The following is a 22,386-nucleotide window of genomic DNA, read 5'->3' on the forward strand; positions in this document are numbered from 1 at the left end:
TTCATTCCACTGGAACCCTCATGACTTCCTCCCGCACCGGCGGCCAGATCCTGGTCGACCAGCTCATCACCCACGGCGTCCGGCAGCTCTTCTGCGTGCCCGGCGAAAGCTTCCTGGCCGTGCTCGACGCGCTGCACGACGCATCGATCGACGTGACGGTGTGCCGGCAGGAAGGCGGCGCGGCGATGATGGCCGAGGCGCAGGGCAAGCTCACGGGCCAGCCCGGCATCTGCTTCGTCACGCGCGGCCCCGGCGCCACCAACGCGGCGGCGGGCGTGCACATCGCGCACCAGGACTCGACGCCGCTCCTGCTGTTCGTCGGCCAGGTCGCGCGCGACGCGATGGGCCGCGAGGCCTTCCAAGAGCTGGACTACGGCGCGGTTTTCGGCACGATGGCCAAGTGGGTCGTGCAGATCGACGACCCGGCGCGCGTGCCCGAGCTGGTGTCGCGCGCCTTCCATGTCGCGACCTCGGGCCGGCCTGGGCCGGTGGTGATCGCGCTGCCCGAAGACATGTTGACCGAAGCCGCCGTGGTAGCCGATGCGCTGCCGTACGCCGTCACCGAAACGCATCCGGGCGCGGTGCAGATCGCCGAGCTGCAGCAGCGCCTGTCGCAGGCGCAGCGGCCGGTCGTCATCCTGGGCGGCAGCCGCTGGTCCGAAGCCGCGACGCAGCAGTTCGCGCAGTTCGCCGAGGCGTATTCGCTGCCCGTGTACTGCTCGTTCCGCCGCCAGATGCTGATGTCCGCCGAGCACCCCTGCTACGCGGGCGACCTGGGGCTCGGCGCGAACCCGCGCATGCTGGCGCGCATCCGCGATGCGGACCTGGTGCTGCTGGTCGGCGGGCGCCTGTCGGAAGTGCCGTCGCAAGGCTATGAGCTGTTCGCGATTCCGCAGCCGAAGCAGGCGCTGGTCCATGTGCACGCCGATGCCGACGAGCTCGGCAAGCTCTACCGCCCGACACAGGGCATCCACGCCACGCCGCAGGCGTTCGCCGAAGCGGTGTCCACGCTGCGTCCCGCATCACCGCCCGTGTGGCAGGCCGAGACGAAGACCGCGCGCGAAGACTTCCTGCGCTGGAGCGACCCGGCCGCGGTCCGCATTCCCGGCCCGCTGCAGATGGGCGAGGTCATGCAGCACCTGCGCGAGGTGCTGCCCGCCGACACCATCTTCTGCAACGGCGCGGGCAACTTCGCGACCTGGGTGCACCGCTTCTGGCCGTTCCGCGCGTTCGCGAGCCAGCTCGCGCCGACCAGCGGCTCGATGGGCTACGGCCTGCCGGCCGGCGTCGGCGCCAAGCGGCTGTGGCCCGAACGCGAGGTGGTCGTGTTCGCGGGCGACGGCGATTTCATGATGCACGGCCAGGAGTTCGCCACCGCCGTGCAGTACGGCCTGCCGATCCTCGTGGTGCTGCTGGACAACGGCATGTACGGCACGATCCGCATGCACCAGGAAAAGCACTACCCCGGCCGCATCAGCGCCACGCAGCTGAAGAACCCCGACTTCCGCGGCTACGCCGAGGTGTTCGGCGGCCACGGCGAACGCGTGACCACGACGGAGGAATTCGGCCCGGCACTCGCGCGTGCGCGTGCCAGCGGCAAGCCGGCGATCCTGCATTGCCTGCTGGACCCGGAGGCGATCACGCCCGCGAGCACGCTGGCGTCGATCCGCAAGGCGGCGCTGGCCGCGAACTGAGGCGTCGTCAGCGCAGCCCGCCGACGTAGCGCGGCGGCGGCGTGGGCGGCAGGCCGTCGGGCTGGCGCGCCGCCAGCCGCGCGGCGCGGGCCAGCGGTTCCATGGCCTGCTCCAGCCGCGTGGCGAGTTGGTCGAGTTCGTCGTCCTTGGTTTCGGCGGCGTGCTGGCGCGTCATGCGCACGATCTCGGCGGCGTACTCGGCATTGGTGGCCATCCATTCGGTGTCGGTCACGCGCCCGTGCTTGCGCCGCAGCGCCACGTGCAGGCGGGCGGCGAGGGCGATGCGTTCGCTTTCGGACATGGAGGGCATGGCGGGTCTCCGTCTTTGAATCAGGCTCCCAGGTGTTCTTTGTGTTGAGCAAGATCGAGGCCCACGAGTTCGCTCTCGGGGTCGACGCGCAATCCGACCAGCACATGCACGAGGAACAAGACGATGGCTGTGCCCGCCGCGCTGTAGATCGCCACACTGGCGACCGCGATCGCCTGCGTCAGCACATTGCCCGCCGCGCCCGAGATGCGCGGGTCGGCGAACACGCCCGTGAGCAGCGCGCCCACGATGCCGCCGATGCCGTGCACGCCGAACACGTCGAGCGAGTCGTCCGCACCGAGCAGGTGCTTCAGGCCCGTGGCGCCCCAGTAGCAGGCCAGCCCGGCGATGGCGCCGATGGCCAGCGCCGACAGCGGCGTGACGAAGCCGGCCGCCGGCGTGATCGCCACCAGCCCGGCCACGAGGCCGGAGCACAGGCCCAAGAGCGAGGGGCTGCGGCGCACGATCCATTCGCCGATCATCCAGCTCATGGCGCCGGCCGCCGCCGCGATGTGCGTCACCAGCATCGCCAGGCCGGCGCGCCCGTCGGCCGCCACCGCCGAGCCGGCATTGAAGCCGAACCAGCCGACCCACAGCAGGCCCGCGCCCGTCATGGTGAGCGCCAGGCTGTAGGGCTCGAAGGCCTCGCGCCCGTAGCCCCGGCGCGGCCCGAGCGCATAGGCGCACACCAGCCCCGCGATGCCCGCGTTGACGTGCACCACCGAGCCGCCCGCGAAGTCGAGCGCGCCCATCTGCGCGAGCCAGCCGCCCGGCTCCCACACCCAGTGCGCGACCGGTGCGTACACGAGCACGCTCCACAGCAGCGCGAACCACAGCAGCGCCGAGAAGCGCATGCGCTCGACAAAAGCGCCGAGCACCAGCGCGGTGGTGATGATCGCGAAGCTCAGCTGGAACATGGCGTAGACCGATTCCGGCACGTTCGGCGCCACGTGGCTCACGGCCACCTGGCCGGCCTCCTTCAGGTACTCGAAACCTGAAAAACCGATGCGCGAGAGCTTGCCCAGCCAGGGCCAGCCGGGGGTGAAGGCCAGCGAGTAGCCGAGCGCGAACCAGGTCAGCGAGACCACCGCGGCGATCGCCACCACCCCGGCCATGGTGGCCAGCACGTTCTTGCGTCGCACCATGCCGGCATAGAAGAGCGCGATGCCGGGCAGCGTCATCAGCAGCACCAGCGCGGTCGAGGTCATCATCCAGGCGGTGTCGGCCGCGTTCAGGGAGGCTTGGGGTGCCAGCAGGGCCATGACCGTTTCTTCTTGGAGTGGTGGACAAGAGGCCTGTGTGCACGAGTCATGCCATCTTGTTAACTGACTGAAACACTTTGGTTTCCCAACCGGGAGGTCGAAGTAACACGAAGCGGGTAATTCCTAATGCACCGGGCGGGTGCGCGCTTGCACAATCTGCGCACTCGCGACGGGCCCTGCTCGTACTGCCGAGGGTCCGAGGAGACAAGCTTCCGATCGATCAACAAGAACATTCTTCAAAGGCTCCGTACGAGATGCCTGTCTGATATTTGAAAAGCGCCGCTGGTCGGCGCTTTTTTTTGCCTCTTCGCAGCGCGGACGCGGGCGCTTTCCTCCAAGCCAAACAAGCCTCCTGGCCAGCCGGCACCGGCCACCACAGCTATCGTTTCGATAGCGATTCCGGTGAGACAATCGCCCGCATGGAAATGCTGGTGGTCACGGGCGCCTCACTGCTCGCGGGTTTTATCGATGCGATCGTGGGCGGCGGCGGGTTGATCCTGGTGCCGGCCCTCTTTGCGGTGTTTCCGGGCGCGCCGCCCGCCACGCTGCTGGGCACCAACAAGAGCGCGTCCATCTGGGGCACGGCGGCCTCGGCGGCCCAGTTCAGCCAGCGGGTGCAGATGCGCTGGGGCGCGATGTGGCCGGCCGCGCTGCTGGGTTTCGGCGGCTCGATGCTCGGCGCCTGGACCGTCACGGTCTTCCCGGGCGACTTCCTGCGCCGGGCGCTGCCGGTCATCCTGCTGGGCGTGCTGGTCTACACGCTGGCACGCAAGGACATGGGCCGGCTGCACGCACCGCGCTTCAGCGGCCGCGCCGAGACGCTGGCGGCCAGCACCATCGGCCTGACCATCGGCTTCTACGACGGCTTTTTCGGGCCGGGCACGGGCAGCTTCCTGGTGTTCCTGTTCGTGCGCTGGATGGGCTACGACTTCCTCAACGCCTCGGCCTCGGCCAAGGTCATCAACACGCTGACCAACGCCGCCGCGCTGATCCTGCTGGCCGCCAAGGGCCACGTCTGGTGGCACTACGGGCTGGTGATGGCGGTGGCCAACGTGGCCGGCAGCCTGGTCGGCACGCGCGTGGCGCTGAAGCACGGGGCGGGCTTCGTGCGGATCGTGTTCATCGTGGTGGTGAGTGCGCTGATCCTGAAAACCGCCTATGACGCGTTCCTGAAATAAAAAAAACCCCTGGAGCAACAGGCTCGCCCCCAGTCTTCGCGCACTTCGTGTCGCTTCGCCAACCCCCTACCGGGGGCAACACCAGCGGCCCGGCAAAGCCGGTTCCGCGGTGTTCCTGGAAGGAGCCTCCAGCTCAATCCTCAACGAAGGCTTCTTCGCGCTTCGCCTTGATTGCCGGCAGCAGCACGATGGCCAGCAGCAAGGCTGCGGCAATCAGCAGCCCTGCCGACAGCGGCCGCGTCACGAACACGCTCCACGCCCCGCGCGACAGCAGCAGCGCGCGCCGCAGGTTCTCTTCCATCATCGGCCCGAGGATGAAGCCCAGCAGCAGCGGGGCCGGCTCGGTGCGCAGCTTCAGGAACAGGTAGCCGATGAAGCCGAAGATCGCCACCATCCACACGTCGAAGGTGTTGTTGTTGGTCGAGTACACGCCGATCGCGCAGAACAGCACGATGGCGGGGAACAGGAACTTGTAGGGCACCGTCAGCAGCTTGATCCACATGCCGATGAGCGGCAGGTTCAGGATGATCAGCATCGCGTTGCCGATCCACATCGAGGCGATCAGGCCCCAGAAGAGCTCCGGGTTGCTGGTCATCACCTGCGGGCCGGGCTGGATGTTGTGGATGGTCATCGCGCCCACCATCAGCGCCATCACGGCGTTGGGCGGAATGCCCAGCGTCAAGAGCGGAATGAAGGAGGTCTGCGCGCCGGCGTTGTTGGCCGACTCGGGCGAGGCCACGCCGCGGATGTTGCCCTTGCCGAAGGGCACTTCGCCGGGGCGCATCTTGATCTTCTTCTCCAGCGCATAGGCCGCGAAGGCCGCCAGCAGCGCGCCGCCGCCGGGCAGGATGCCCAGGGCCGAGCCCAGCGCCGTGCCGCGCAGCACGGCGGGTGTCATGCGCTTGAAGTCGTCCTTGGTGGGCCACAGGCCCTTGACCTTGTGCGTGAACACCTCGCGCTCGTCGTCGGGCTGCGAGAGGTTGCCGATGATTTCGCCGTAGCCGAACACGCCCATGGCGATCACCACGAAGCCGATGCCGTCGGTGAGCTCGGGGATGTCGAAGCTGAAGCGCGCGACGCCCGAGTTCACGTCGGTGCCCACGATGCCCAGCAGCAGGCCCAGCACGATCATCGCCACCGCCTTGAGCAGCGAGCCCGAGGCCAGCACCACCGCGCCGATCAGGCCCAGCACCATCAGCGAGAAGTACTCGGCCGGGCCGAACTTGAAGGCCAGCTCGGTCAGCGGCGGCGCGAAGGCGGCCAGGATCAAGGTGCCGACGCAGCCCGCGAAGAAAGAGCCCAGGCCGGCCGCGGCCAGCGCGGGGCCTGCGCGGCCCTGCCTTGCCATCTGGTAGCCGTCGATGCAGGTGACCACCGAGGACGACTCCCCGGGCAGGTTCACCAGGATGGCCGTGGTCGAGCCGCCGTACTGGGCGCCGTAGTAGATGCCGGCCAGCATGATCAGCGCCGACACGGGCGGCAGCGCATAGGTGGCGGGCAGCAGCATCGCGATCGTCGCGACCGGGCCGATTCCGGGCAGCACGCCGATCAGCGTGCCCAGGATGCAACCGACCAGGCAGTACAGCAGGTTGGTGAAGGTGAAGGCGACGCCGAAGCCGGTCGCCAGGTTGTGGAACAGTTCCATGGCGGTGTGCTCCTCAACCCGAAATGAACGTGGGCCAGACCTGGATCTGCAGCTTGAGCGCCCAGATGAAGGCCACATAGCTGCCGGCCGCCAGGATGGTGGAGAGCACCAGCACGTCGCGCAGCTTGAAGTGCTCGCCGGCCATGCTCGAGATGATCGTCAGCGCGTAGATCGCGATGATCATGCCCATCGCCGGCAGCCCGACGCTGGGCAGGCCACCCAGCAGCACGCCGAAGGCCAGGTTGGCGCCGAGCACGAAGGCCAGCGGCTTCCAGGCCCATTTGCCGATCTTGTCGCCGTCGGCGCTCTCGACCACCATGGCCTGGAACATGATCAGCGCCCCCAGCAGCGCCAGCAGGATGCCCAGCATCAGCGGAAAGTACCCCGGCCCCATGCGGGCGCCGTCGCCGATGGTGTAGGTGGTGGCGCCGATGGCGAACGCGCCACCGACGGCGGCGAACATGACTCCTGAGAAGAAGTCCGCCTGTCTCTTGATTTTCATTGTCTCGACCCTCTGTTTTCGAAGGGACGAGGGTCGTCGCCAGCGGCTGACCGTCGGCTGACCAGCGCGGTACGGACAAATGCTTACAGGGAAAGTACGGGCTCTCCCCCAGGCTTCGCGCACTTCGTGTCGCTGTTCCCCGAAGGGGGCGGGTGGGTTGTAGGGCCAGAAACGAAAAAAGCTCCCGAAGGAGCTTTTCATTCATTCAGAGCGCCGAGGCGCTCATGAGTGTGTGGGGGAGGGCTTAGTAGCCGCCGCGGCCACCGCCGCCGCCGCCGTAACCACCGCCGCCACCGCTACGGCCGCCACCGCCGCCGCCGTAACCGCCGCCGCCGCCACCACCGTAGCCGCCGCCGCCACCACCGCCGTAGCCGCCACCACCGCCGGTGCGGGGGGGACGTGCTTCCATCGGACGGGCTTCGTTCACCGTCAGGGCGCGGCCCTGCAGCGATGCGCCGTTCATGCCTTCGACAGCTGCGAGTGCTTCAGCGTCCGTGCCCATTTCGACGAAGCCGAAGCCCTTCGAACGGCCGGTGTCACGTTCCATCATGACCTTGGCGCTGACGATCGAGCCGAACTCGCCGAAAGCCTGTTCCAGGTCGTTGTCACGCACGGAGTAGGCGAGGTTGCCCACGTAAAGTTTCTTGCCCATGGAGGGACTCCTAATTCAAACCAAAAAAACACAAAGCGATGGAGTCCCAGAATCACAACAAACTAATGCGCTGTGGCGCGAAACTGACCGATCACCAAATTACGTGCACGGGAGCCGAAGCTCGCAGACACGTGAGCCGGATTATCCGGCCCGATTTCCGAAAAAAGGGGGGAAATCTTGTGTTATCGAGAAACATTCCGACCCGACGGGCGGTTTCGCAACGGTTTCAGGAGGTCGGACAGGCCGTTGTGGTCTATTTCATGCATCAAAGCGAGCAGCCGGCCAATTTTTCCCGCGGGAAAACCCTCGCGCGCAAACCAGGTCAGGTAATTTCCGGGCAAATCGGCAATCAGCGTGCCCTTGTGCTTGCCAAAAGGCATTTCGAGCGTCACCAGGCGCTGCAGGTCTTCGGGGTTCATGCGTGCTTCAGCCGCCTGCGCGCTTGACCGTGTGGCCCTGCTTCACGAGGGCGGCGATGACGACCTCGCGGTGATCGCCCTGGATCTCCACGGTGCCATCCTTCACCGTACCGCCCGTGCCGCAGGCCGCTTTCAGCTGCTTGCCCACGGCCGCCAGCGCCGCCGCGCCGAGCGGCAGGCCCTTGACCACGGTCACGCCCTTGCCCTTTCGGCCCTTGGTCTCGTGCGATACGCGGACAATGCCGTCCGTGGCCGCCGTGCGGGCCTTCGCGAATTCCTTGCAGCGGCATTGCGCCATCGGGGCGCCGCAGTCGGGGCACATGCGCCCGCCCGCCTCGGTGGAGTACACCAGCGTGCTGCCGGTGCGGCTGTTCTTCATCGTTCCCATTCGATCCGTCTTTCTTTCGATCTCTCTCTTTTCCCGGTGCCCGTTCCATGCCATTCGATACCCTGGGCCTGACCCCCGCGCTCGCGCAAGCGGCCGCCGCGAGCGGCTTTGCCGCGCCGACCGCCATCCAGGCGGCGGCCATCCCTGCCATTTTGCAGGGCCGCGACCTGCGGGGCTCGGCACAGACCGGCTCCGGCAAGACGGCCGCATTCTCCCTGCCGCTGCTGCAGCGCCTGGCCGCCGAACCCGCCTCGTCGGCGTCGCGCCGGCTGCGCGCGCTGGTGCTCGTGCCCACGCGCGAACTCGCGGCCCAGGTCGGCGAGACGCTGGAAGATTTCGCCCGGCACCTGCCCGAGCGCCTGAAGATCGTCGTCGCGGTCGGCGGCATCTCGATCAACCCGCAGATGATGCGGCTGCGCGGCGGCGCCGACATCGTGGTCGCCACGCCCGGCCGGCTGCTCGACCTGGTCGAACACAACGCGCTCGCGCTCGACGCCGTGTCGACGCTCGTGCTCGACGAGGCCGACCGCCTGTTCGACCTGGGCTTTGCCGAGGAGCTGCAGCGCATCCTGGCGCTGCTGCCGGCGCGGCGCCAGAACCTGCTCTTTTCGGCCACCTTCCCGATCGCCATCCAGGCGCTGGCCGACGACATGCTGCACGACCCGGCCCTGGTCGACGTGCAGGGCGAGCCCGGCACCCGGCCCGACATCGTGCAGCGCGCCATCGAGGTCGACGCCGCCCGCCGCACCCAGCTGCTGCGCCAGCTGCTGAAGGACAACGAAGGCACCTGGGACCGCGTGCTGGTGTTCGTCGCCACGCAGCACGCCGCACAGACCGTGGCCGAGAAGCTGTACCGCAACGGCATCTACGCCGTGCCCTTCCACGGCGACATCGCCCAGGGCACGCGCCGCGACATCCTGGCGCAGTTCAAGCAGAGCCGCTGGGACGTGGTGATCGCCACCGACCTGGCGGCGCGCGGCCTGGACATCGCGCAGCTGCCCGTGGTCATCAACTACGACCTGCCGCGTTCGCCCACCGACTACATCCACCGCATCGGCCGCACCGGCCGCGCGGGCGCGAGCGGGCTGGCGATCAGCTTCGTGAGCCCGGCCACCGAGGCGCACTTCCGCCTGATCGAGAAGCGCCAGGGCCAGCGCGTGCCGCGCGAGCGCATCGCGGGCTTCGAGCCGATCGAGACGGCGCCGGTGGTGGTCGACACCTCGGGCAACGGCGGCATCAAGGGCGCGCGGCCGAGCAAGAAGGACAAGCTGCGCGCGGCGGCCGCGCTGGCCGCACAGGCGGGCGGAGGGGAAGACGCGGACTGACGCGCGTCAGGCGTCAGCCGGCATGAAAGGAGGCCGGTGGGTGCTTTGCCAGTTCCGCAAGCAGCAACGTCCAGGCCCGCGTCCCTTGCTGGATCGAGGCCAGCCGGAAGAACTCATTCGGCGCATGCACGTCTTCATCGGGCAGGTTGAAGCCGAACATCAGCGTGTCGATGCCCAGCATCTCCTTGAAGATCGATGTGACCGGCACGCTCGCGCCGAGCCGCACGTGAACGGGGCGCCGGCCGCTCTCGCGTTCGAGCACCGCTTCGGCCGCGCGCACCAGCGGGTGGTCCGGCGCGAGGGTGGAGGCGGGCGAGCCGTCGTTCAGGGCCACCACGTCGAGCGTGCAGCCGGGCGGGCAGTGCCGCTGCAGGTGGCGCAGCACCGCGTGGATCACGGCGCGCGGGTCCTGCCCCGCGACCACGCGCGTGGTGAGCTTGGCCTGCGCCTCGCAGGGCACGATGGTCTTGCCGCCGCCGCCCGTGTAGCCGCCCCACAGGCCGTTGACGTCGAGTGCGGGCCGCAGCGTGATGCGCTCGCGGGCGGTGTATTCGGGCTCGCCGTGCGCGCCGGCGCCGACATCAGAAAAGAACGCGGCTTCGTCGTAGGGGAACGCCGCGGTATCGGCACGCTGCCTGGCGTTGAGTGGCAGCACGCCCTCGTAGAAGCCTTCGACCGCCACGCCGCCATCCGCGTGGTGCAGCGATGCGACCAGCCGCGCCATCTCGTGCAGCGCATTGCGCACGCCGCCGCCGTAGCGGCCTGAATGCAGGTCCTTGTGCGCGGTGCGCAACCGCACCTCGAGCTGTGAGTTGCCGCGCGCACCGGTGTTGATCGTCGGCACCTGCGCGCTCGCGCGCCCGCCGTCGGCTGACAGCACCGCATCGGCCTGCAGCAGCGCCCGGTGGCGCTCGACGAGGGTTCGCAGCGAGGGGCTGCCCGTTTCCTCCTCGCCTTCGAGAAACACCTTGATGTTCACCGGGCACCGGCCTTGCACCGCGAGGAACGAGGCGATCACCTCGAGTGCGATGGTGGTCGAGCCCTTCACGTCGGAGGTGCCTCGGCCGTAGAGCCGGTCGTCCACTTCCGTGGGTTCGAACGGCGGCGTGCGCCATTGCGCGACGGGATCGGCCGGCTGCACGTCGTAGTGGCCGTAGACCATCAGCGTGGGTTGGCCGGGCGCGCCATTCCATTCGCCGTACACGGCGGGCTCGCCGTCGCCGTCGAGCAGGCGCACGCCGGCCAGGCCGATCTGCTGCAGCCGCTCGACGAGGAAGCGCCGCGCCTCGTGCATGCCGGGCGCGAAGGCCGGGTCGGCGCTCACGCTCGGGATGCGCAGGAAGTCCTTGAGCCAGGCCACGATCTGCGGCTGGCGGGCGTCGAGGTGGTCGATGACGTGTTGTTCGTTCATGGAGGGTGGAGTGAATGCGGTGGGTTCGTCAGTACAGCGGCGGGAACACGTCCGGCCCCCACAGCGTGTCGCACTTGTGCGTGTGCTCGAACGCGTTGCTCGATGTCTTGACGGTGGGGTAGGTGAACTCCATCAGCGCGCGGCCCGACGGCCCCATGGAGCGCGGCCAGCGCGTCGTGACGTTGCGGCCGTCGCCGTTCGGGTCGCCGTGCTTCGCGAAGTTGAGGAGGTAAGCGACCATCTGCGCCGACAGCGCCTTGCGCTGTGCGGTGGTGGTTGCGTCGGGCGTGGCGCTGCCCGGGTCGAAGTACGGGTACGTGGGCAGCGCGTCGACCGTGCCGGTCAGGTAGTAGCTGTCCATGCCGTGCGCGGTGCCGTAGAAGAAGGCCGTGGGGCTCGTCGGAAACGACAGCTGCGGATCGGTCATCTCCCAGCCGTACACCGGCACCCAGGCCGCGAGCGCATCGCGCCGCGCGCTGTTGCCGCAGGCGTACATCGCGTCGCCCATGGCGCGCGCGATGCCTTGCGCCGGCAGGGCGTAGTTGCCGATCGGGTAGGCCGCCTCGATGGCCGTGGTGTCGTAGCCGGCCGGCGCGAGCCCGCGCAGGTACAGCGGGTAGTAGGTGGCGCTCAGCTTCGTGTCGACGAACAGCGTGCCCTCGTCGTGCACGCCGCCGATCATCACGGGCACCTGGTTGAAGTTGCCGGTCGCGAAGGCGCGTGCGGGCACCTGCGTGAGGACCTGCGCGTCCACGGTGGGCCGCCACTTGAGCCCGCCCTGGGCCAGCAGCGCCGACACCGGCAGCGCGCGCAGGCAGGCGACCACGTCGGCGGCGCCGCTGCATCCGAGGTTCTGCACGGCGGTGTCGCCGACAGCGAGCGAGGTGTCCATGCTCGGGTTCGAGTACTCGGCCGCGCCGCCGCTTTGCATCACCGCGCGCTGGAACAGCCCCTTGGCCTTCGGCGACTGCAGCAGCGAGAAGCTCTGCGTCGCGCCTGCCGAGGTGCCCCACAGCGTGACGTTGCCTGCATCGCCGCCGAAGGCCGCGATGTTCTTCTGCACCCAGCCGAGCGCGGCCAGCTGGTCCATCACCGCGAAGTTGCCGAGGCTGCCGTCCTTGTTGGCCGCGCGCAGTGCCTTGTTCGCGAGGTAGCCGAGCGCGCCGAGCCGGTAGTTGAGGCTGACGACGACCACGCCGCGGCTCGCCAGCGGGCTCGGGCCCATCTCGCCCGAACCCAGCGTGAACGCGCCGCCGTGGATGTAGAAAATCACCGGCAGCTTGTCGCCGGGCTTCGTGCCTGCGGGCTTCCACACGTTGAGATAGAGGCAGTCTTCGGCGATCGGTGACGACACCGCGCCGGGGGCTTGCGGGCACGCATGGCCGAAGGCCCTGGCCTGCAGCGTGGCCGCGTGTGCGGCCGGCGGTTGGGGCGGCGCCCAGCGCAGCGCGCCCACCGGCGGCTGCGCGTAGGGAATGCCGAGGAACGACACCATGTCCGAGCCGGCGCTGCCCGCGACCTTGCCCTCGGTGGTGACCGCGACCGTGAGGTCGTCCGGCGCCGGCGCGGGGGCCTCCGGTGCGGGGCTCGCGGCCGGCGGCAGCGCGATGCCGCCGCCGAACCCGGCGCCGCTGCCACCACCACCGCCGCACGCCGAGAGCGACAGCGCGATCATCAGCGCCAGGCCGTTGAGTTGTCTCGTCTTCATGAATGCACCTCTTGTTCTTGCGTGGACCGGGAGCTCAGGGCGACTCGTAGCCGATGGCCTTGACGAGGTCGCGGTAGCGCGCGATCTCGGCGGCGTAGAACTGCTCGCCCGCCTCCAGGCTCATCGGCTCGAAGACGGTCTTGGCCTGCGATTCCAGCTGCGCGCGCGCCTGCGGGTTCTTCAGCGCGGCGGTGATCGCGGCGTTGAGCCGCTCGGCCACCGGCCGCGGCGTGCCCTTGCGCACCACGTACGAGGTCCAGATGCTGAAGTCGAAGTCCTTCATGTCCTTGCTCTGCGCGCTGGTCTGCACCGTGTCGAACGGCGCGGGCAGGCGCTTGCCGGGCGACAGCGAGCCGATCACGCGCAGGCGGCCCTGCTTCACGTAGTCGGCATAGAAGGCCTGGTACGGCATGAACGCGAAGTCGATCTGCCCGCCGATCAGGTCCTGCAGGAGGGGCGCGCCGCCCTTGTAGGGCACGTGCGTGGCAGGCGCGCCGGTGCGTTTGGTGAAGAGCTCGCCGAGCAGGTGATACAGCGTGCCGGCGCCCGGCGTGCCGTAGCTCAGCGGTGCGCCCTTGCGCGAGCGCGCCAGCGCCACGAACTCATCGAGCGAGTGCGCCGGCAGCTGGTTGTTGACCATCAGCACCAGCGGCGAGGTGGCCACCGGCGCGATCCACTGGAAGTCCTCGGGCTTGTAGCGCGTGCTCTTGTTGACCAGCCCCGACAGGATCAGCTCGTTGGGCGAGCCCTGGAACAGAAAGTGGCCATCGGCCGGCGCCGCCAGCACCTTGCCCGCGGCGATGGCGCCGCTCGCGCCACCGAGGTTCTCGACGATCACCTGCCCGCCGAGCGCCTTGCCGACCAGGTCGTTCAGGGCCCGCGCGGTGAAGTCGCTGGCGGCGCCCGCCGGGTAGGGAACCATCATCGTGACGACCTTCGAGGGGTAGGGCCCCTGCGCTTGTGGCTGCGCCATCGCCGCCGTGCCGCAGCCTAGAAAAGCCAGCGCGCAAAGCCATTGACCGAACCGCTTCATGGGGAAATTCCTTGGTCCAAAGTAGTACGCGATGGATGCTAGGAATCGCATGAATATCTGTCCAATGCATTGTTTTTGTCATTACCATGAGCGCGCCTCATGCGTATGACAAAGAGCGGCCCGCCATGAACCTCCAGCAACTCGACCACCTGCTCGCGCTCGCCGAAACCGGCTCCTTCAGCCGCGCGTCCGAGAAGGTGCACCTGACGCAGCCGGCGCTCAGCCGCAGCATCCAGATGCTCGAGCAGGAGCTCGGCATGCAGCTCGTCGACCGCATCGGCAAGCGCAACGAGCTCACGCCGTTCGGCGCCATAGTGCTGGCGCGCGCCAAGCGCATCTCGATGGAGACGCATGAGCTCAAGCGCGCCGCCGCGCTGCTGGCCGACGGGCAGGCCGGCTCGGTGCGGCTGGGGCTCGGTGCCGCACCGGGCGCCTTGTTCTCGTCGCCGTTGCTGATCCACATGCTGCGCCACCACCCACGTGTGGGCCTGCAGCTGCACGGCGGCGGGCCCGACCTGCAACTGGCGGCACTGCGCGCACGCACGCTCGATGCGCTGGTGCTCACCTACCGCGCGGTGTCACCGCGGGAAGACCTGCACATCGACGTGCTGCCCACGCTGCGCTCCGGCTTCGTCTGCCGGCGCGGTCATCCGCTGCTTGCGAAGGGCCGCGGCACGCCGGTGGGCTTCGACGACCTCGTGCGCTACCCGGTGGTCTCGACGATGGTCAGCGACGACGTGGCGCGCATCCTGGTCGAGCGCTACGGCAGCGACGCGAGCCCGCAGCGCTGGCTGCATGTGTCGTCGGAAGACATCGGCGCGCTGATCGATGCCGTGCGCAACACCGACGCGATCTTCCTGGGCGTGCTCGCGGCCACCCGCGCGCTGCAGGACAGCGGCGAACTGGCCGAGTTGACGGTGGCGCCCGCGGCGGGGCTCAGTGCGCAGTTCGCCTTCGTCACACTCGAAGGCCGCACCGAGGCCCCTGCGCTGCGGTTGGTGCGCGATTTCTGCGTCGGGCTCGCGCAGGCCGGTGCCGATCCATCCGCGGCGCCATCGACCTGATCTGCCCGCGCAGCGATTCGAACCGGCGCCGGGACCACCGCCGTTGCAGGCTATGCGTGCTGCTTGCCGAGAAAGCTCGCCATCAGGTCCACCGGCAGCGGAAACACGATGGTCGTGTTCTTGTCCGCGCCGATCACCGTGAGCGTCTCCAGGTAGCGCAGCTGGATGGCCTGCGGCTCCTGCGCCAGCACGCGCGCGGCCTGGAACAGCTTCTCGGACGCCTGCAGTTCGCCCTCGGCATGGATCACCTTGGCGCGGCGTTCGCGTTCCGCCTCGGCCTGCCGCGCGATGGCGCGGATCATGGATTCGGTGAGGTCGATCTGCTTGATCTCGACGTTCGACACCTTGATGCCCCATGACGCCGTCTGCACGTCCAGCGATTCGCGCACATCCAGGTTGAGCTTCTCGCGCTCGGCCAGCATGTCGTCCAGCTGGTGCTTGCCGAGCACCGAGCGCAGCGTGGTCTGGGCCAGCTGGCTGGTCGCGTTGAAGAAGTCCTTGACCTCGATGATGGCCTTGGCCGCATCGACGATGCGGAAGTAGACGACCGCGCTGACCTTCACCGACACGTTGTCGCGCGAGATCACATCCTGCGTCGGCACTTCGAGCACCACGGTGCGCAGGTCGACGCGCACCACCTGCTGGATGGCCGGGATCACGAACACCAGCCCGGGCCCTGCCACCTTCGAGAAGCGCCCCAGGGTGAACACGATGCCGCGCTCGTACTCCCGGAAGATCCATATCGCCGAAAAGAGCAGCGCCGCCAGCAGGACCAGGGCGACGGCGCCGATGCCATAAGTGAAAGAGAGCATGGTGATCTCCCGCGACTCAGCAAAGGTGCTGAACGGTTGGACACCTGCTGCGCAGCGGCGTTCCGGCCGGGCCGGAATAAAGGCCGGTGCCGCCGCTACACCCACCCGAGTTGGCGCGCCGCCAGCTCCTTCATGATCTCCTCGGCCCCGCCGCCGATCATCATCACCTTGACCTCTCGGTAGACGCGCTCGCTCACGGTGCCGCGCATGAAGCCCATGCCGCCGAGGATCTGCACCGCCTGGTCGGCGCAGAACTGCATGGTCTGCGTGGCGTGGTTCTTGAGCAGGCAGACCTGCGCCACCCACTCGGGCGCGTTGATGCGGCCCGCTGCCTCGTGCGCGTCGCCCTCGGCGGACACGGCCTCGAGCCAGGCCTCGGTCGAGGCGATGCGCATCTGCATGTCGACCAGCTTGTGGCGCACGGCCTGGTGTTCGATGAGCGCGGCGCCGAAGGTCTTGCGCTCGCGCGACCAGGCCAGCGCCTCGTCCAGGCAGGCCTGCGCGAAGCCCAGCGCGCCGGCCGCGAGCCCGACGCGCTCGCCGTTGAAGTTGCCCATGACCATGCGGAACCCGCCGCCTTCTTCGCCGAGCAGGTAGCGCGCGGGCACGCGCACGTGGTCGAAGTGCAGCGTCGCGGTGTCGGAGCACAGCCAGCCCATCTTCGCGAGCCGTGTGCGCGAAAGGCCGGGCGCGTCGCCCGGCACCAGCAGCATCGAGAGCCCGCCCGCGCAGCGGCCTTCGCCGGTGCGCACGGCCACGGTGATCCAGTCGGCGCGCATGCCCGAGGTGATGAAGGTCTTCTCGCCGTTGAGCACGTAGTGGTCGCCGTCGCGCTTGGCCGTCGTGCGCACCGCGGCCACGTCGGAGCCGCCGCCGGGTTCGGTGATCGCGAGCGCGGCGATCTTCTCGCCGCGCAGCACGCCCGGCACGACCTCGCGGCGCACCGCGTCGCTGGCATGCAGCACCACGGGTGGCAGGCCGATGTTGTGCGAGAACAGACTCGCGAGCACGCCGCCGCTGTGGCCGTGGCGCGCGAGCGCGACCCACGCCGGCAGCTTCAGCGCATACGAGGCGGGCGTGCCGCCGAGTGCTTCCGGATAGCCCAGGCCCAGCAGGCCCAGTTCGGCCGCGCGGGTGTACAGCGCGCGCGGGAATTCGCCGGCCTCGTCCCAGGCCTGCACGTTCGGTGCGATCTCGGTCTGGGCGAAGCGGCGCACCGTGTCGGCGAGCGCCGCACGGTCGGCCTGCAGTTCAGCGTCCATGCCGGTCAGCCGCGCGGCGGGCGCTTGGCGATGCCCATGGTCTTGGCGAGGATGCCGAGCATCACCTCGTCGGCGCCGCCGCCGATCGAGCCCAGGCGGCCGTCGCGGTACAGGCGCGAGACGCGGTTCTCCAGCGTGAAGCCCATGCCGCCCCAGAACTGCAGGCAGGTGTCGGCCACCTGGCGCGTGAGGCGGCCGGTCTTGAGCTTGGCCATCGACGCGAGCTCGAGCACGTCCTCGCCCTTCACATGCAGGTCGCAGGCGCGGTAGGTGAGGGCGCGCAGCGCCTCCACCTCGGTCTTCAGTTCGGCCAGCTTGAACTGCACCCACTGCTGGTCGGCCAGCGTGGCGCCGAACATCTGGCGTTGCTGCGCCCATTCGATGGTCTGCGTGATGCAGTCGTCCATCGGCGCGAGCGAACTGGCCGCGCACCACAGGCGCTCTTCCTGGAACTGCTGCATCTGGTAGACGAAGCCCTGGCCTTCCTCGCCGATGCGGTAGCGCTGCGGCACGCGCACGTTGTCGAAGTAGATGAGGCCGGTGTCGCTCGAGTCCATGCCGATCTTGCGGATCTTCTTGGCCTTCTCGATGCCGGGCAGGTTCATCGGCACCATCACGAGCGACTTGTTGCGGTGCACCGGGCCCTCGCTGGTGTTGACCAGCATGCACATCCAGTCGGCCTGCAGGCTGTTGGTGATCCACATCTTCTGGCCGGTGATGAGGTAGTCGTCGCCGTCCTTCTTCGCGTAGGTCTTCAGGCCCGCCACGTCGCTGCCCGCGCCAGGCTCGCTCACGCCGATGCAGCCGACCGTATCTCCGGCGATGGCGGGCACCAGGAACTCGCGGCGCAACTCGTCGCTGCCGAAGCGTGCGAGTGCGGGCGTGCACATGTCGGTCTGCACGCCGATGGCCATCGGCACGCCGCCGCAGCTGATGTGGCCCAGCCCCTCGGCGAAGGCCATCGCGAACGAGTAGTCGAGCCCGGCGCCGCCGAAGGCCTCGGGCTTGTTCAGGCCCAGCAGGCCGAGGTTGCCGAGCTTCTTGAAGACCTCGTGCGCGGGAAAGATCTCGGCCTCTTCCCATTCGTCGACGCGGGGGTTGATCTCCTCGTCGATGAACCGGCGCAGGGTGTTCTGCATCTCGAGGTGTTCATGGGTGTACTGCATGGCGGGTCTCCGTTCGTTCGTTCGCTCGTTACTTGTCCTGGAACACGCGCGGTGTCTGCGCGAGGTGAAAGCCGTCGTAGGGCCGCACCGCGGGGCGCTGCTGCGCCTGCGCGTCGGGCAGCGCCATCGGCCAGCCCATGCGCGCCTGCGGGCGTGCGCCGTCCACGCGCAGCACGGTGCCGCTGATGAAGGCGGCGGCCGGGCCCAGCAGGAAGGCGATGGCGGCGGAGGTCTCGGCCTCGTTGCCGAAGCGGCCTGCGGGCACGGTCTTGCGCATGGCGCGCAGCATGTCGCCGGCCTCGGGCGGGTAGTGGTCCATGCCGCTGGAGGCGATGTAGCCCGGCGCCACGGCGTTCACGCGCACGCCGCTCACGGCCCATTCGGCGGCGGCGGTCTCGGTGAAGCTCACCATGCCGGCGCGCGCGGCGCCGCTGTGGCCCATGTTCGGCATCGACCCCCAGATGTCGGCCACGATGTTGACGATGGCGCCGCCGTTCGCCTGCATGCTTTGCAGGTAGCACTCGCGCGCCACCAGGAAGCCGCCCGTGAGGTTGGTGTGGATCACCGCCTCCCAGCCCTTGGCCGAGATGGCCGCCAGCGGCGTGATGTACTGGCCGCCCGCGTTGTTGACCAGTCCGTCGATGCGCCCGTGCGCCGCGACGATGGCCTTCACGGCCTCGCGCACGGCGTCCTCCTGGCGGATGTCGAAGGCCTGTGTGCTGGCGTTGCCGCCGGCTGCTTCGATCTCGGCGCGCACCGCGTCGAGCTTCTCGGGCTTGCGCCCGACCAGCACCACGTGGGCGCCGAGCGAGGCCAGTTCGTGCGCGGTGCAGCGGCCGATGCCCGAGCCGCCGCCGGTGACGACGATGCATTGCCCGGCGAACAGGCCGGGCGCGAAGACGGAGCGGTAGTGGGATGCGTTCATTCGACAGGTTCTCGAAAAAAGGGGGGGGGGGCCTTCAGGCCTCGGCGATCTCGGCCACGATGTGGCGCGCGGCCACCTGCGTGCCCACGGCCACATGCAGCGCCGCGACGCGGCCCGCGCGCGGCGCGCAGTGCACGTGTTCCATCTTCATGGCTTCGAGCGTGACCAGCGGCTGGCCTGCCGAGACGGTGTCGCCCTCGGCGGCCAGCAGCGCGACCACGCGGCCGTTCATCGAGGCGCGCAGCAGGCCGTCACCGCCGCCCGCGCCGGCGCGCGGGACGGCCACGTGCGTGAGGTCGTCGAGGCGGTGGGCGAGGCCGTCGAAGTGGAGGTCCGTGCGTTCGCCGCGCCGCACGACCCATGCCTGCGCGGCCACGCCGTTGCAGGCAAAGCGCACCGGGCCGTCGTCCGGCAGCGCCAGCAGCGCGAGCGTGGCCGGCGCGGCGTCGTCCAGCACGACCTCGAAATGCGCCGCGCCGCGCGGCGTCACGCGCGCCGTGTGCACCGCCCCGTCGAGCGCAAAGCGCAAGGCGTTGGGCAGCGTGTGTGCCAGCGGCGAGGGCCAGCCGCGCGCGCCGGTCTGCAGCAGCAGGGCCGCGAGCAGGGCGGCGCGCGTGTCGGCTGCCGCGTCGGCGGCGAGCAGCGCGTCGAGGTGGTCGCCGATGAAGGCGGTGGTCGCTCCGCCGCTCGCGAACACCGGGTGCGCGAGCGCGCGCTGCAGCAATGCCTGGTTGGTCGGCAGGCCCAGTGCGATGGTGTCGCGTAGGCCCGCCAGCAGCCGCTGTCGCGCTTCGTCGCGCGTGCGGCCCGACGCGATGAGCTTGGCGATCATCGAGTCGTAGAAGGGCGGCACTTCGGCGCCGTCGCGCAGCGCGTGCTCGGTGCGCAGCGTAGGCGACGGACGCCACGCCGTGAGCGTGCCGCTCTGCGGCAGGAAGCCCTGCTGCGGGTCTTCGGCGCACAGGCGCACCTCGATTGCATGGCCGGTGATGCGCACGTCGTCCTGCGTCAGCGGCAGCGGCTCGCCGGCGGCCACGCGCAGCTGCAGCTCGACGAGGTCCAGCCCCGTCACCGCTTCGGTCACAGGGTGCTCCACCTGCAGCCGCGTATTCATCTCCATGAACCAGTACTGGCCCTGTGCGTCGAGCAAAAACTCCAGCGTGCCCGCGCCTTCATAGGCGATGGCTTTTGCGGCGGCCACGGCGGTGGCGCCCATGCGCGCGCGCAGCGCGGCATCGACGGCCGGCGAGGGTGCTTCCTCGATCACCTTCTGGTGGCGCCGCTGCACCGAGCAGTCGCGCTCACCGAGGTGGATCGCATGGCCGTGGCGGTCGGCAAACACCTGGATCTCGATGTGGCGCGGCGCGACGATGGCGCGCTCCAGGATCACGGTGGCGTCGCCGAAGGCATGCAGCGCCTCGGACTGCGCGCTCTGCAGCTGCTCGGCGAAGGCGCCGGCCGCGGTCACGAGCCGCATGCCGCGCCCGCCGCCGCCGGCCGTGGCCTTGATCATCACGGGCCAGCCGATGCGCTCGGCCTCGGCGGCCAGCGTGGCGGTGCGTTGATCGTCGCCCTGGTAGCCGGGAATGCAGGGCACGCCGGCCGCCTGCATCAGCCGCTTGGCACCGGCCTTGTCGCCCATCGCGACGATGGCTTCGGGCGACGGGCCGATGAAGACCAGCCCCGCATCGCGGCAGGCCTGTGCGAAGGCCGCGTTCTCGGCGAGGAAGCCGTAGCCCGGATGCACCGCGTCGGCGCCGCTGGCGCGGGCCGCGGCAACGATCGCGTCGATGTTCAGGTAGCTCTGCGCGGGCAACGGCTCGCCGATGCACACGGACTCGTCGGCCTGGCGCACGTGCTCGGCGTCTGCATCGGCGCGGGAGTACACGGCGACCGTGCGGTAGCCCATGGCGCGTGCGGTGCGCATCACGCGCACGGCGATCTCGCCGCGGTTGGCGATCAGGATCTTGTGAAAGGTGCTCATGGCCGTGCCACCGAAAACTGCATGGGTTGCGGCGCGCGCGCCTCGGCGTCGCGGCAGATCGACAGCGCCTCGGCCAGCACGGCGCGCGTGTCGCGCGGGTCGATCACGCCGTCGTCGAGCAGCAGCGCGCTGGTGGTGAAGACGCTCATCTGGCGCTCGAAGCGCTCGACGATCTGGCGTTGCATCGCGTCGATCTTCTCGCGGTCGACAGCACCCTTGCGCGCCATGCCGGCCTCCATGACGATGGCCATGGTCTGCGCGGCCTGCTCGCCGCCCATCACGGCGGTGCGTGCGTTGGGCCAGCTGAAGCAGAAGCGCGGCGCAAAGCCGCGACCGCACATGCCGTAGTTGCCCGCGCCGTACGAGGCGCCGCAGTGCAGCGTGATCTGCGGCACGTTGGCGCTGGTCACGGCCTGGATCATCTTGGCGCCGTGCTTGATGATGCCGGCCTCCTCGTGCGCGCGGCCCACCATGTAGCCCGTGATGTTCTGCAGGTAGACGATGGGCGTGCGCGACTGGCAGCAGGCCTGGATGAAGTGCGTGGCCTTGGTGGCGCCGTCGGAGTCGATCGGGCCGTTGTTGGTGATGATGCCCACCGCGTGGCCTTCGAGCCGGATGTGGCCGCAGACCGTGGCGCTGCCGTAGTGCTCGCTGAAGGCCAGGAACTCCGAGCCGTCGGCGATGCGCGCGATGACCTCGCGCATGTCCACCGGCCGGCGGCCGTCGGTGGGCATGAGGCCCATCAGCTCCTCGGCGTCGTGGCGCGGCGGCGCGAAGGTGCGCGGCGCCTCGTCGCGTGCCCAGTCGATGCCGCCGAGGATGGCGCGCGCGATGCGCAGCGCGTCGCGGTCGTCCTCGGCCAGGTAGTCGCCCAGGCCCGAGATGTGGGTGTGCATGACGGCGCCGCCCAGTTCTTCCTCGGTGGCGATCTCGCCGGTGGCGGCCTTCAGCAGCGGCGGCCCGGCCAGGAAGGCCCGCGTGCGGTCGCGCACCATCACGATGTAGTCCGACAGGCCCGTCTGGTACGCGCCGCCCGCGGTCGACGAGCCGTGCGTCACGGTCACCACCGGCAGCCCCGCGGCCGAGAGCCGCGCGAGGTTGCGGAAGATGTTGCCGCCGCGCACGAAGTCCTGCACGCGGTACTGCATGAGGTTGGCGCCCGCGCTTTCCACCAGCTGGATGAAGGGCAGCTTGTTCTCCAGCGCGATCTCGTGCAGGCGCAGCTGCTTGTCCAGTCCCATGGGCTGCAGCGCGCCGGCGTCGATGCCGGAGTCGGAGGCGCTGATCATGCAGCGCACGCCGGCCACGCGCCCGATGCCGGCGATCAGGCCGCCGCCGGGCACGCTTTTCGAAAGGTCGGGGTTGTCCTGGCCCAGGCCCGCCAGCGTGGCCAGCGGCAGGAAGGGCGCGCCGGTGTCCAGCAGCAGCGCGAGGCGCTCGCGCGGCAGCAGCTGGCCGCGCTTGGCGAAGCGTTCGGCCGAGGCGCTGGAGGCGGCCACGGCGCGGGCTTCGTGGGACCGGACCTGGTCCAGCAGCGAGAGCATGCTGGCGCGGTTGGCCTGGTAGGCGTCTCCGGCGGTGTGCAGCCGGGATTCGAGGAAGGGCATGGGGGTCTGTGCGGTGCGCGCGTGTCGTTTCGCACAGACTTT

Annotated in this window: 20 protein-coding genes; 4 read left to right on the forward strand and 16 right to left on the reverse strand. The window is 69.5% G+C overall.

Annotation, left to right across the window (positions count from 1 at the left end):
* Positions 1–20: 20 nt before the first annotated feature.
* Positions 21–1,694, forward strand: a complete 1,674-nt coding sequence (locus AC57B8_RS11270; protein WP_496479647.1) for a thiamine pyrophosphate-binding protein — start codon at positions 21–23, stop codon at positions 1,692–1,694.
* Positions 1,695–1,701: 7 nt separating this feature from the next.
* Here AC57B8_RS11270 and AC57B8_RS11275 read toward each other — a convergent pair whose 3' ends face one another.
* Both AC57B8_RS11275 and AC57B8_RS11280 read right to left on the reverse strand, forming a co-directional pair.
* Entirely contained in the window at positions 1,702–2,004 is a 303-nt protein-coding gene (locus AC57B8_RS11275; RefSeq protein ID WP_082818034.1) for a hypothetical protein, read from the reverse strand.
* Positions 2,005–2,024: 20 nt separating this feature from the next.
* Positions 2,025–3,263 (reverse strand): ammonium transporter, encoded by a 1,239-nt coding sequence (locus AC57B8_RS11280; protein ID WP_062472770.1) that lies wholly within the window; start codon positions 3,261–3,263, stop codon positions 2,025–2,027.
* 419 nt (positions 3,264–3,682) lie between these two features.
* Here AC57B8_RS11280 and AC57B8_RS11285 point away from each other — a divergent pair, with 419 nt between their 5' ends.
* Positions 3,683–4,441 (forward strand): sulfite exporter TauE/SafE family protein, encoded by a 759-nt coding sequence (locus AC57B8_RS11285; protein ID WP_070063465.1) that lies wholly within the window; start codon positions 3,683–3,685, stop codon positions 4,439–4,441.
* A gap of 133 nt (positions 4,442–4,574) precedes the next feature.
* Here AC57B8_RS11285 and AC57B8_RS11290 read toward each other — a convergent pair whose 3' ends face one another.
* The 5 genes from AC57B8_RS11290 to AC57B8_RS11310 form a co-directional block, all read right to left on the reverse strand.
* The gene (locus AC57B8_RS11290; protein ID WP_062472774.1) at positions 4,575–6,086 is read right to left on the reverse strand and encodes a tripartite tricarboxylate transporter permease; all 1,512 of its coding nucleotides are present in this window, start codon (positions 6,084–6,086) and stop codon (positions 4,575–4,577) included.
* Positions 6,087–6,099: 13 nt separating this feature from the next.
* A complete protein-coding gene (locus AC57B8_RS11295) occupies positions 6,100–6,588 on the reverse strand; it encodes a tripartite tricarboxylate transporter TctB family protein (RefSeq protein WP_070063464.1) in 489 nt (162 codons plus the stop codon).
* Positions 6,589–6,832: 244 nt separating this feature from the next.
* Entirely contained in the window at positions 6,833–7,240 is a 408-nt protein-coding gene (gene rbp / locus AC57B8_RS11300; RefSeq protein WP_095950733.1) for an RNA-binding regulator, read from the reverse strand.
* Positions 7,241–7,422: 182 nt separating this feature from the next.
* A complete protein-coding gene (locus AC57B8_RS11305) occupies positions 7,423–7,659 on the reverse strand; it encodes a DUF3820 family protein (protein WP_496479648.1) in 237 nt (78 codons plus the stop codon).
* A gap of 7 nt (positions 7,660–7,666) precedes the next feature.
* Complete coding sequence (locus tag AC57B8_RS11310) at positions 7,667–8,047, reverse strand: translation initiation factor Sui1 (protein WP_496479649.1); 381 nt, start codon at positions 8,045–8,047, stop codon at positions 7,667–7,669.
* A 47-nt stretch (positions 8,048–8,094) separates the two neighbouring features.
* Here AC57B8_RS11310 and AC57B8_RS11315 point away from each other — a divergent pair, with 47 nt between their 5' ends.
* Entirely contained in the window at positions 8,095–9,372 is a 1,278-nt protein-coding gene (locus tag AC57B8_RS11315) for a DEAD/DEAH box helicase (RefSeq protein WP_496479650.1), read from the forward strand.
* Between the two features lie 13 nt (positions 9,373–9,385).
* Here the strand turns inward: AC57B8_RS11315 and AC57B8_RS11320 are convergent, their stop codons facing one another.
* From AC57B8_RS11320 to AC57B8_RS11330, 3 genes are read right to left on the reverse strand one after another with little or no spacing between them, the layout of a single operon-like run.
* Positions 9,386–10,783 (reverse strand): dipeptidase, encoded by a 1,398-nt coding sequence (locus tag AC57B8_RS11320; protein ID WP_492733409.1) that lies wholly within the window; start codon positions 10,781–10,783, stop codon positions 9,386–9,388.
* A 28-nt stretch (positions 10,784–10,811) separates the two neighbouring features.
* Positions 10,812–12,491: a carboxylesterase/lipase family protein gene (locus AC57B8_RS11325; RefSeq protein WP_496479651.1), complete on the reverse strand. Its 1,680-nt coding sequence runs from the start codon at positions 12,489–12,491 to the stop codon at positions 10,812–10,814.
* 34 nt (positions 12,492–12,525) lie between these two features.
* Positions 12,526–13,524 carry a Bug family tripartite tricarboxylate transporter substrate binding protein gene (locus tag AC57B8_RS11330; RefSeq protein WP_496479652.1) on the reverse strand — a complete coding sequence of 333 codons (999 nt, stop codon included), beginning with the start codon at positions 13,522–13,524 and terminating at the stop codon, positions 12,526–12,528.
* A 125-nt stretch (positions 13,525–13,649) separates the two neighbouring features.
* Here AC57B8_RS11330 and AC57B8_RS11335 point away from each other — a divergent pair, with 125 nt between their 5' ends.
* The gene (locus AC57B8_RS11335; RefSeq protein ID WP_496479653.1) at positions 13,650–14,588 is read left to right on the forward strand and encodes a LysR family transcriptional regulator; all 939 of its coding nucleotides are present in this window, start codon (positions 13,650–13,652) and stop codon (positions 14,586–14,588) included.
* A 50-nt stretch (positions 14,589–14,638) separates the two neighbouring features.
* Here the strand turns inward: AC57B8_RS11335 and AC57B8_RS11340 are convergent, their stop codons facing one another.
* The 6 genes from AC57B8_RS11340 to AC57B8_RS11365 all read right to left on the reverse strand — a co-directional run bounded on the left by AC57B8_RS11340 (position 14,639) and on the right by AC57B8_RS11365 (position 22,344).
* Positions 14,639–15,400, reverse strand: coding sequence for a slipin family protein (locus tag AC57B8_RS11340; RefSeq protein WP_062472784.1), 762 nt, complete (start codon positions 15,398–15,400; stop codon positions 14,639–14,641).
* 95 nt (positions 15,401–15,495) lie between these two features.
* A complete protein-coding gene (locus tag AC57B8_RS11345; protein WP_496479654.1) occupies positions 15,496–16,662 on the reverse strand; it encodes an acyl-CoA dehydrogenase family protein in 1,167 nt (388 codons plus the stop codon).
* Between the two features lie 5 nt (positions 16,663–16,667).
* Positions 16,668–17,828: an acyl-CoA dehydrogenase family protein gene (locus tag AC57B8_RS11350; protein WP_062472787.1), complete on the reverse strand. Its 1,161-nt coding sequence runs from the start codon at positions 17,826–17,828 to the stop codon at positions 16,668–16,670.
* 28 nt (positions 17,829–17,856) lie between these two features.
* Positions 17,857–18,753 (reverse strand): SDR family oxidoreductase, encoded by an 897-nt coding sequence (locus tag AC57B8_RS11355; protein WP_496479655.1) that lies wholly within the window; start codon positions 18,751–18,753, stop codon positions 17,857–17,859.
* Positions 18,754–18,787: 34 nt separating this feature from the next.
* Positions 18,788–20,737: an acetyl/propionyl/methylcrotonyl-CoA carboxylase subunit alpha gene (locus AC57B8_RS11360; protein WP_496479656.1), complete on the reverse strand. Its 1,950-nt coding sequence runs from the start codon at positions 20,735–20,737 to the stop codon at positions 18,788–18,790.
* The gene (locus AC57B8_RS11365) at positions 20,734–22,344 is read right to left on the reverse strand and encodes an acyl-CoA carboxylase subunit beta (RefSeq protein WP_496479657.1); all 1,611 of its coding nucleotides are present in this window, start codon (positions 22,342–22,344) and stop codon (positions 20,734–20,736) included. Before AC57B8_RS11365 ends, AC57B8_RS11360 begins: the two co-directional genes overlap by 4 nt.
* Positions 22,345–22,386: the final 42 nt, after the last annotated feature.

It is taken from the genome of Variovorax sp. BGA-UO-ETr-C22 (genome assembly GCF_059567965.1).

Bases quoted from the DNA above. Each gene is read 5' to 3' on its own strand.
- AC57B8_RS11365 (WP_496479657.1), bottom strand. From the start codon at position 22,344: ATGCCCTTCCTCGAATCCCGGCTGCACACCGCCGGAGACGCCTACCAG.
- AC57B8_RS11350 (WP_062472787.1), bottom strand. From the start codon at position 17,828: ATGCAGTACACCCATGAACACCTCGAGATGCAGAACACCCTGCGCCGG.
- rbp (WP_095950733.1), bottom strand. From the start codon at position 7,240: ATGGGCAAGAAACTTTACGTGGGCAACCTCGCCTACTCCGTGCGTGAC.
- AC57B8_RS11290 (WP_062472774.1), bottom strand. From the start codon at position 6,086: ATGGAACTGTTCCACAACCTGGCGACCGGCTTCGGCGTCGCCTTCACC.
- AC57B8_RS11335 (WP_496479653.1), top strand. From the start codon at position 13,650: ATGAACCTCCAGCAACTCGACCACCTGCTCGCGCTCGCCGAAACCGGC.
- AC57B8_RS11270 (WP_496479647.1), top strand. From the start codon at position 21: ATGACTTCCTCCCGCACCGGCGGCCAGATCCTGGTCGACCAGCTCATC.
- AC57B8_RS11305 (WP_496479648.1), bottom strand. From the start codon at position 7,659: ATGAACCCCGAAGACCTGCAGCGCCTGGTGACGCTCGAAATGCCTTTT.
- AC57B8_RS11345 (WP_496479654.1), bottom strand. From the start codon at position 16,662: ATGGACGCTGAACTGCAGGCCGACCGTGCGGCGCTCGCCGACACGGTG.
- AC57B8_RS11285 (WP_070063465.1), top strand. From the start codon at position 3,683: ATGGAAATGCTGGTGGTCACGGGCGCCTCACTGCTCGCGGGTTTTATC.
- AC57B8_RS11275 (WP_082818034.1), bottom strand. From the start codon at position 2,004: ATGCCCTCCATGTCCGAAAGCGAACGCATCGCCCTCGCCGCCCGCCTG.
- AC57B8_RS11295 (WP_070063464.1), bottom strand. From the start codon at position 6,588: ATGAAAATCAAGAGACAGGCGGACTTCTTCTCAGGAGTCATGTTCGCC.
- AC57B8_RS11360 (WP_496479656.1), bottom strand. From the start codon at position 20,737: ATGAGCACCTTTCACAAGATCCTGATCGCCAACCGCGGCGAGATCGCC.
- AC57B8_RS11315 (WP_496479650.1), top strand. From the start codon at position 8,095: ATGCCATTCGATACCCTGGGCCTGACCCCCGCGCTCGCGCAAGCGGCC.
- AC57B8_RS11325 (WP_496479651.1), bottom strand. From the start codon at position 12,491: ATGAAGACGAGACAACTCAACGGCCTGGCGCTGATGATCGCGCTGTCG.
- AC57B8_RS11310 (WP_496479649.1), bottom strand. From the start codon at position 8,047: ATGGGAACGATGAAGAACAGCCGCACCGGCAGCACGCTGGTGTACTCC.
- AC57B8_RS11330 (WP_496479652.1), bottom strand. From the start codon at position 13,524: ATGAAGCGGTTCGGTCAATGGCTTTGCGCGCTGGCTTTTCTAGGCTGC.
- AC57B8_RS11355 (WP_496479655.1), bottom strand. From the start codon at position 18,753: ATGAACGCATCCCACTACCGCTCCGTCTTCGCGCCCGGCCTGTTCGCC.
- AC57B8_RS11280 (WP_062472770.1), bottom strand. From the start codon at position 3,263: ATGGCCCTGCTGGCACCCCAAGCCTCCCTGAACGCGGCCGACACCGCC.
- AC57B8_RS11320 (WP_492733409.1), bottom strand. From the start codon at position 10,783: ATGAACGAACAACACGTCATCGACCACCTCGACGCCCGCCAGCCGCAG.
- AC57B8_RS11340 (WP_062472784.1), bottom strand. From the start codon at position 15,400: ATGCTCTCTTTCACTTATGGCATCGGCGCCGTCGCCCTGGTCCTGCTG.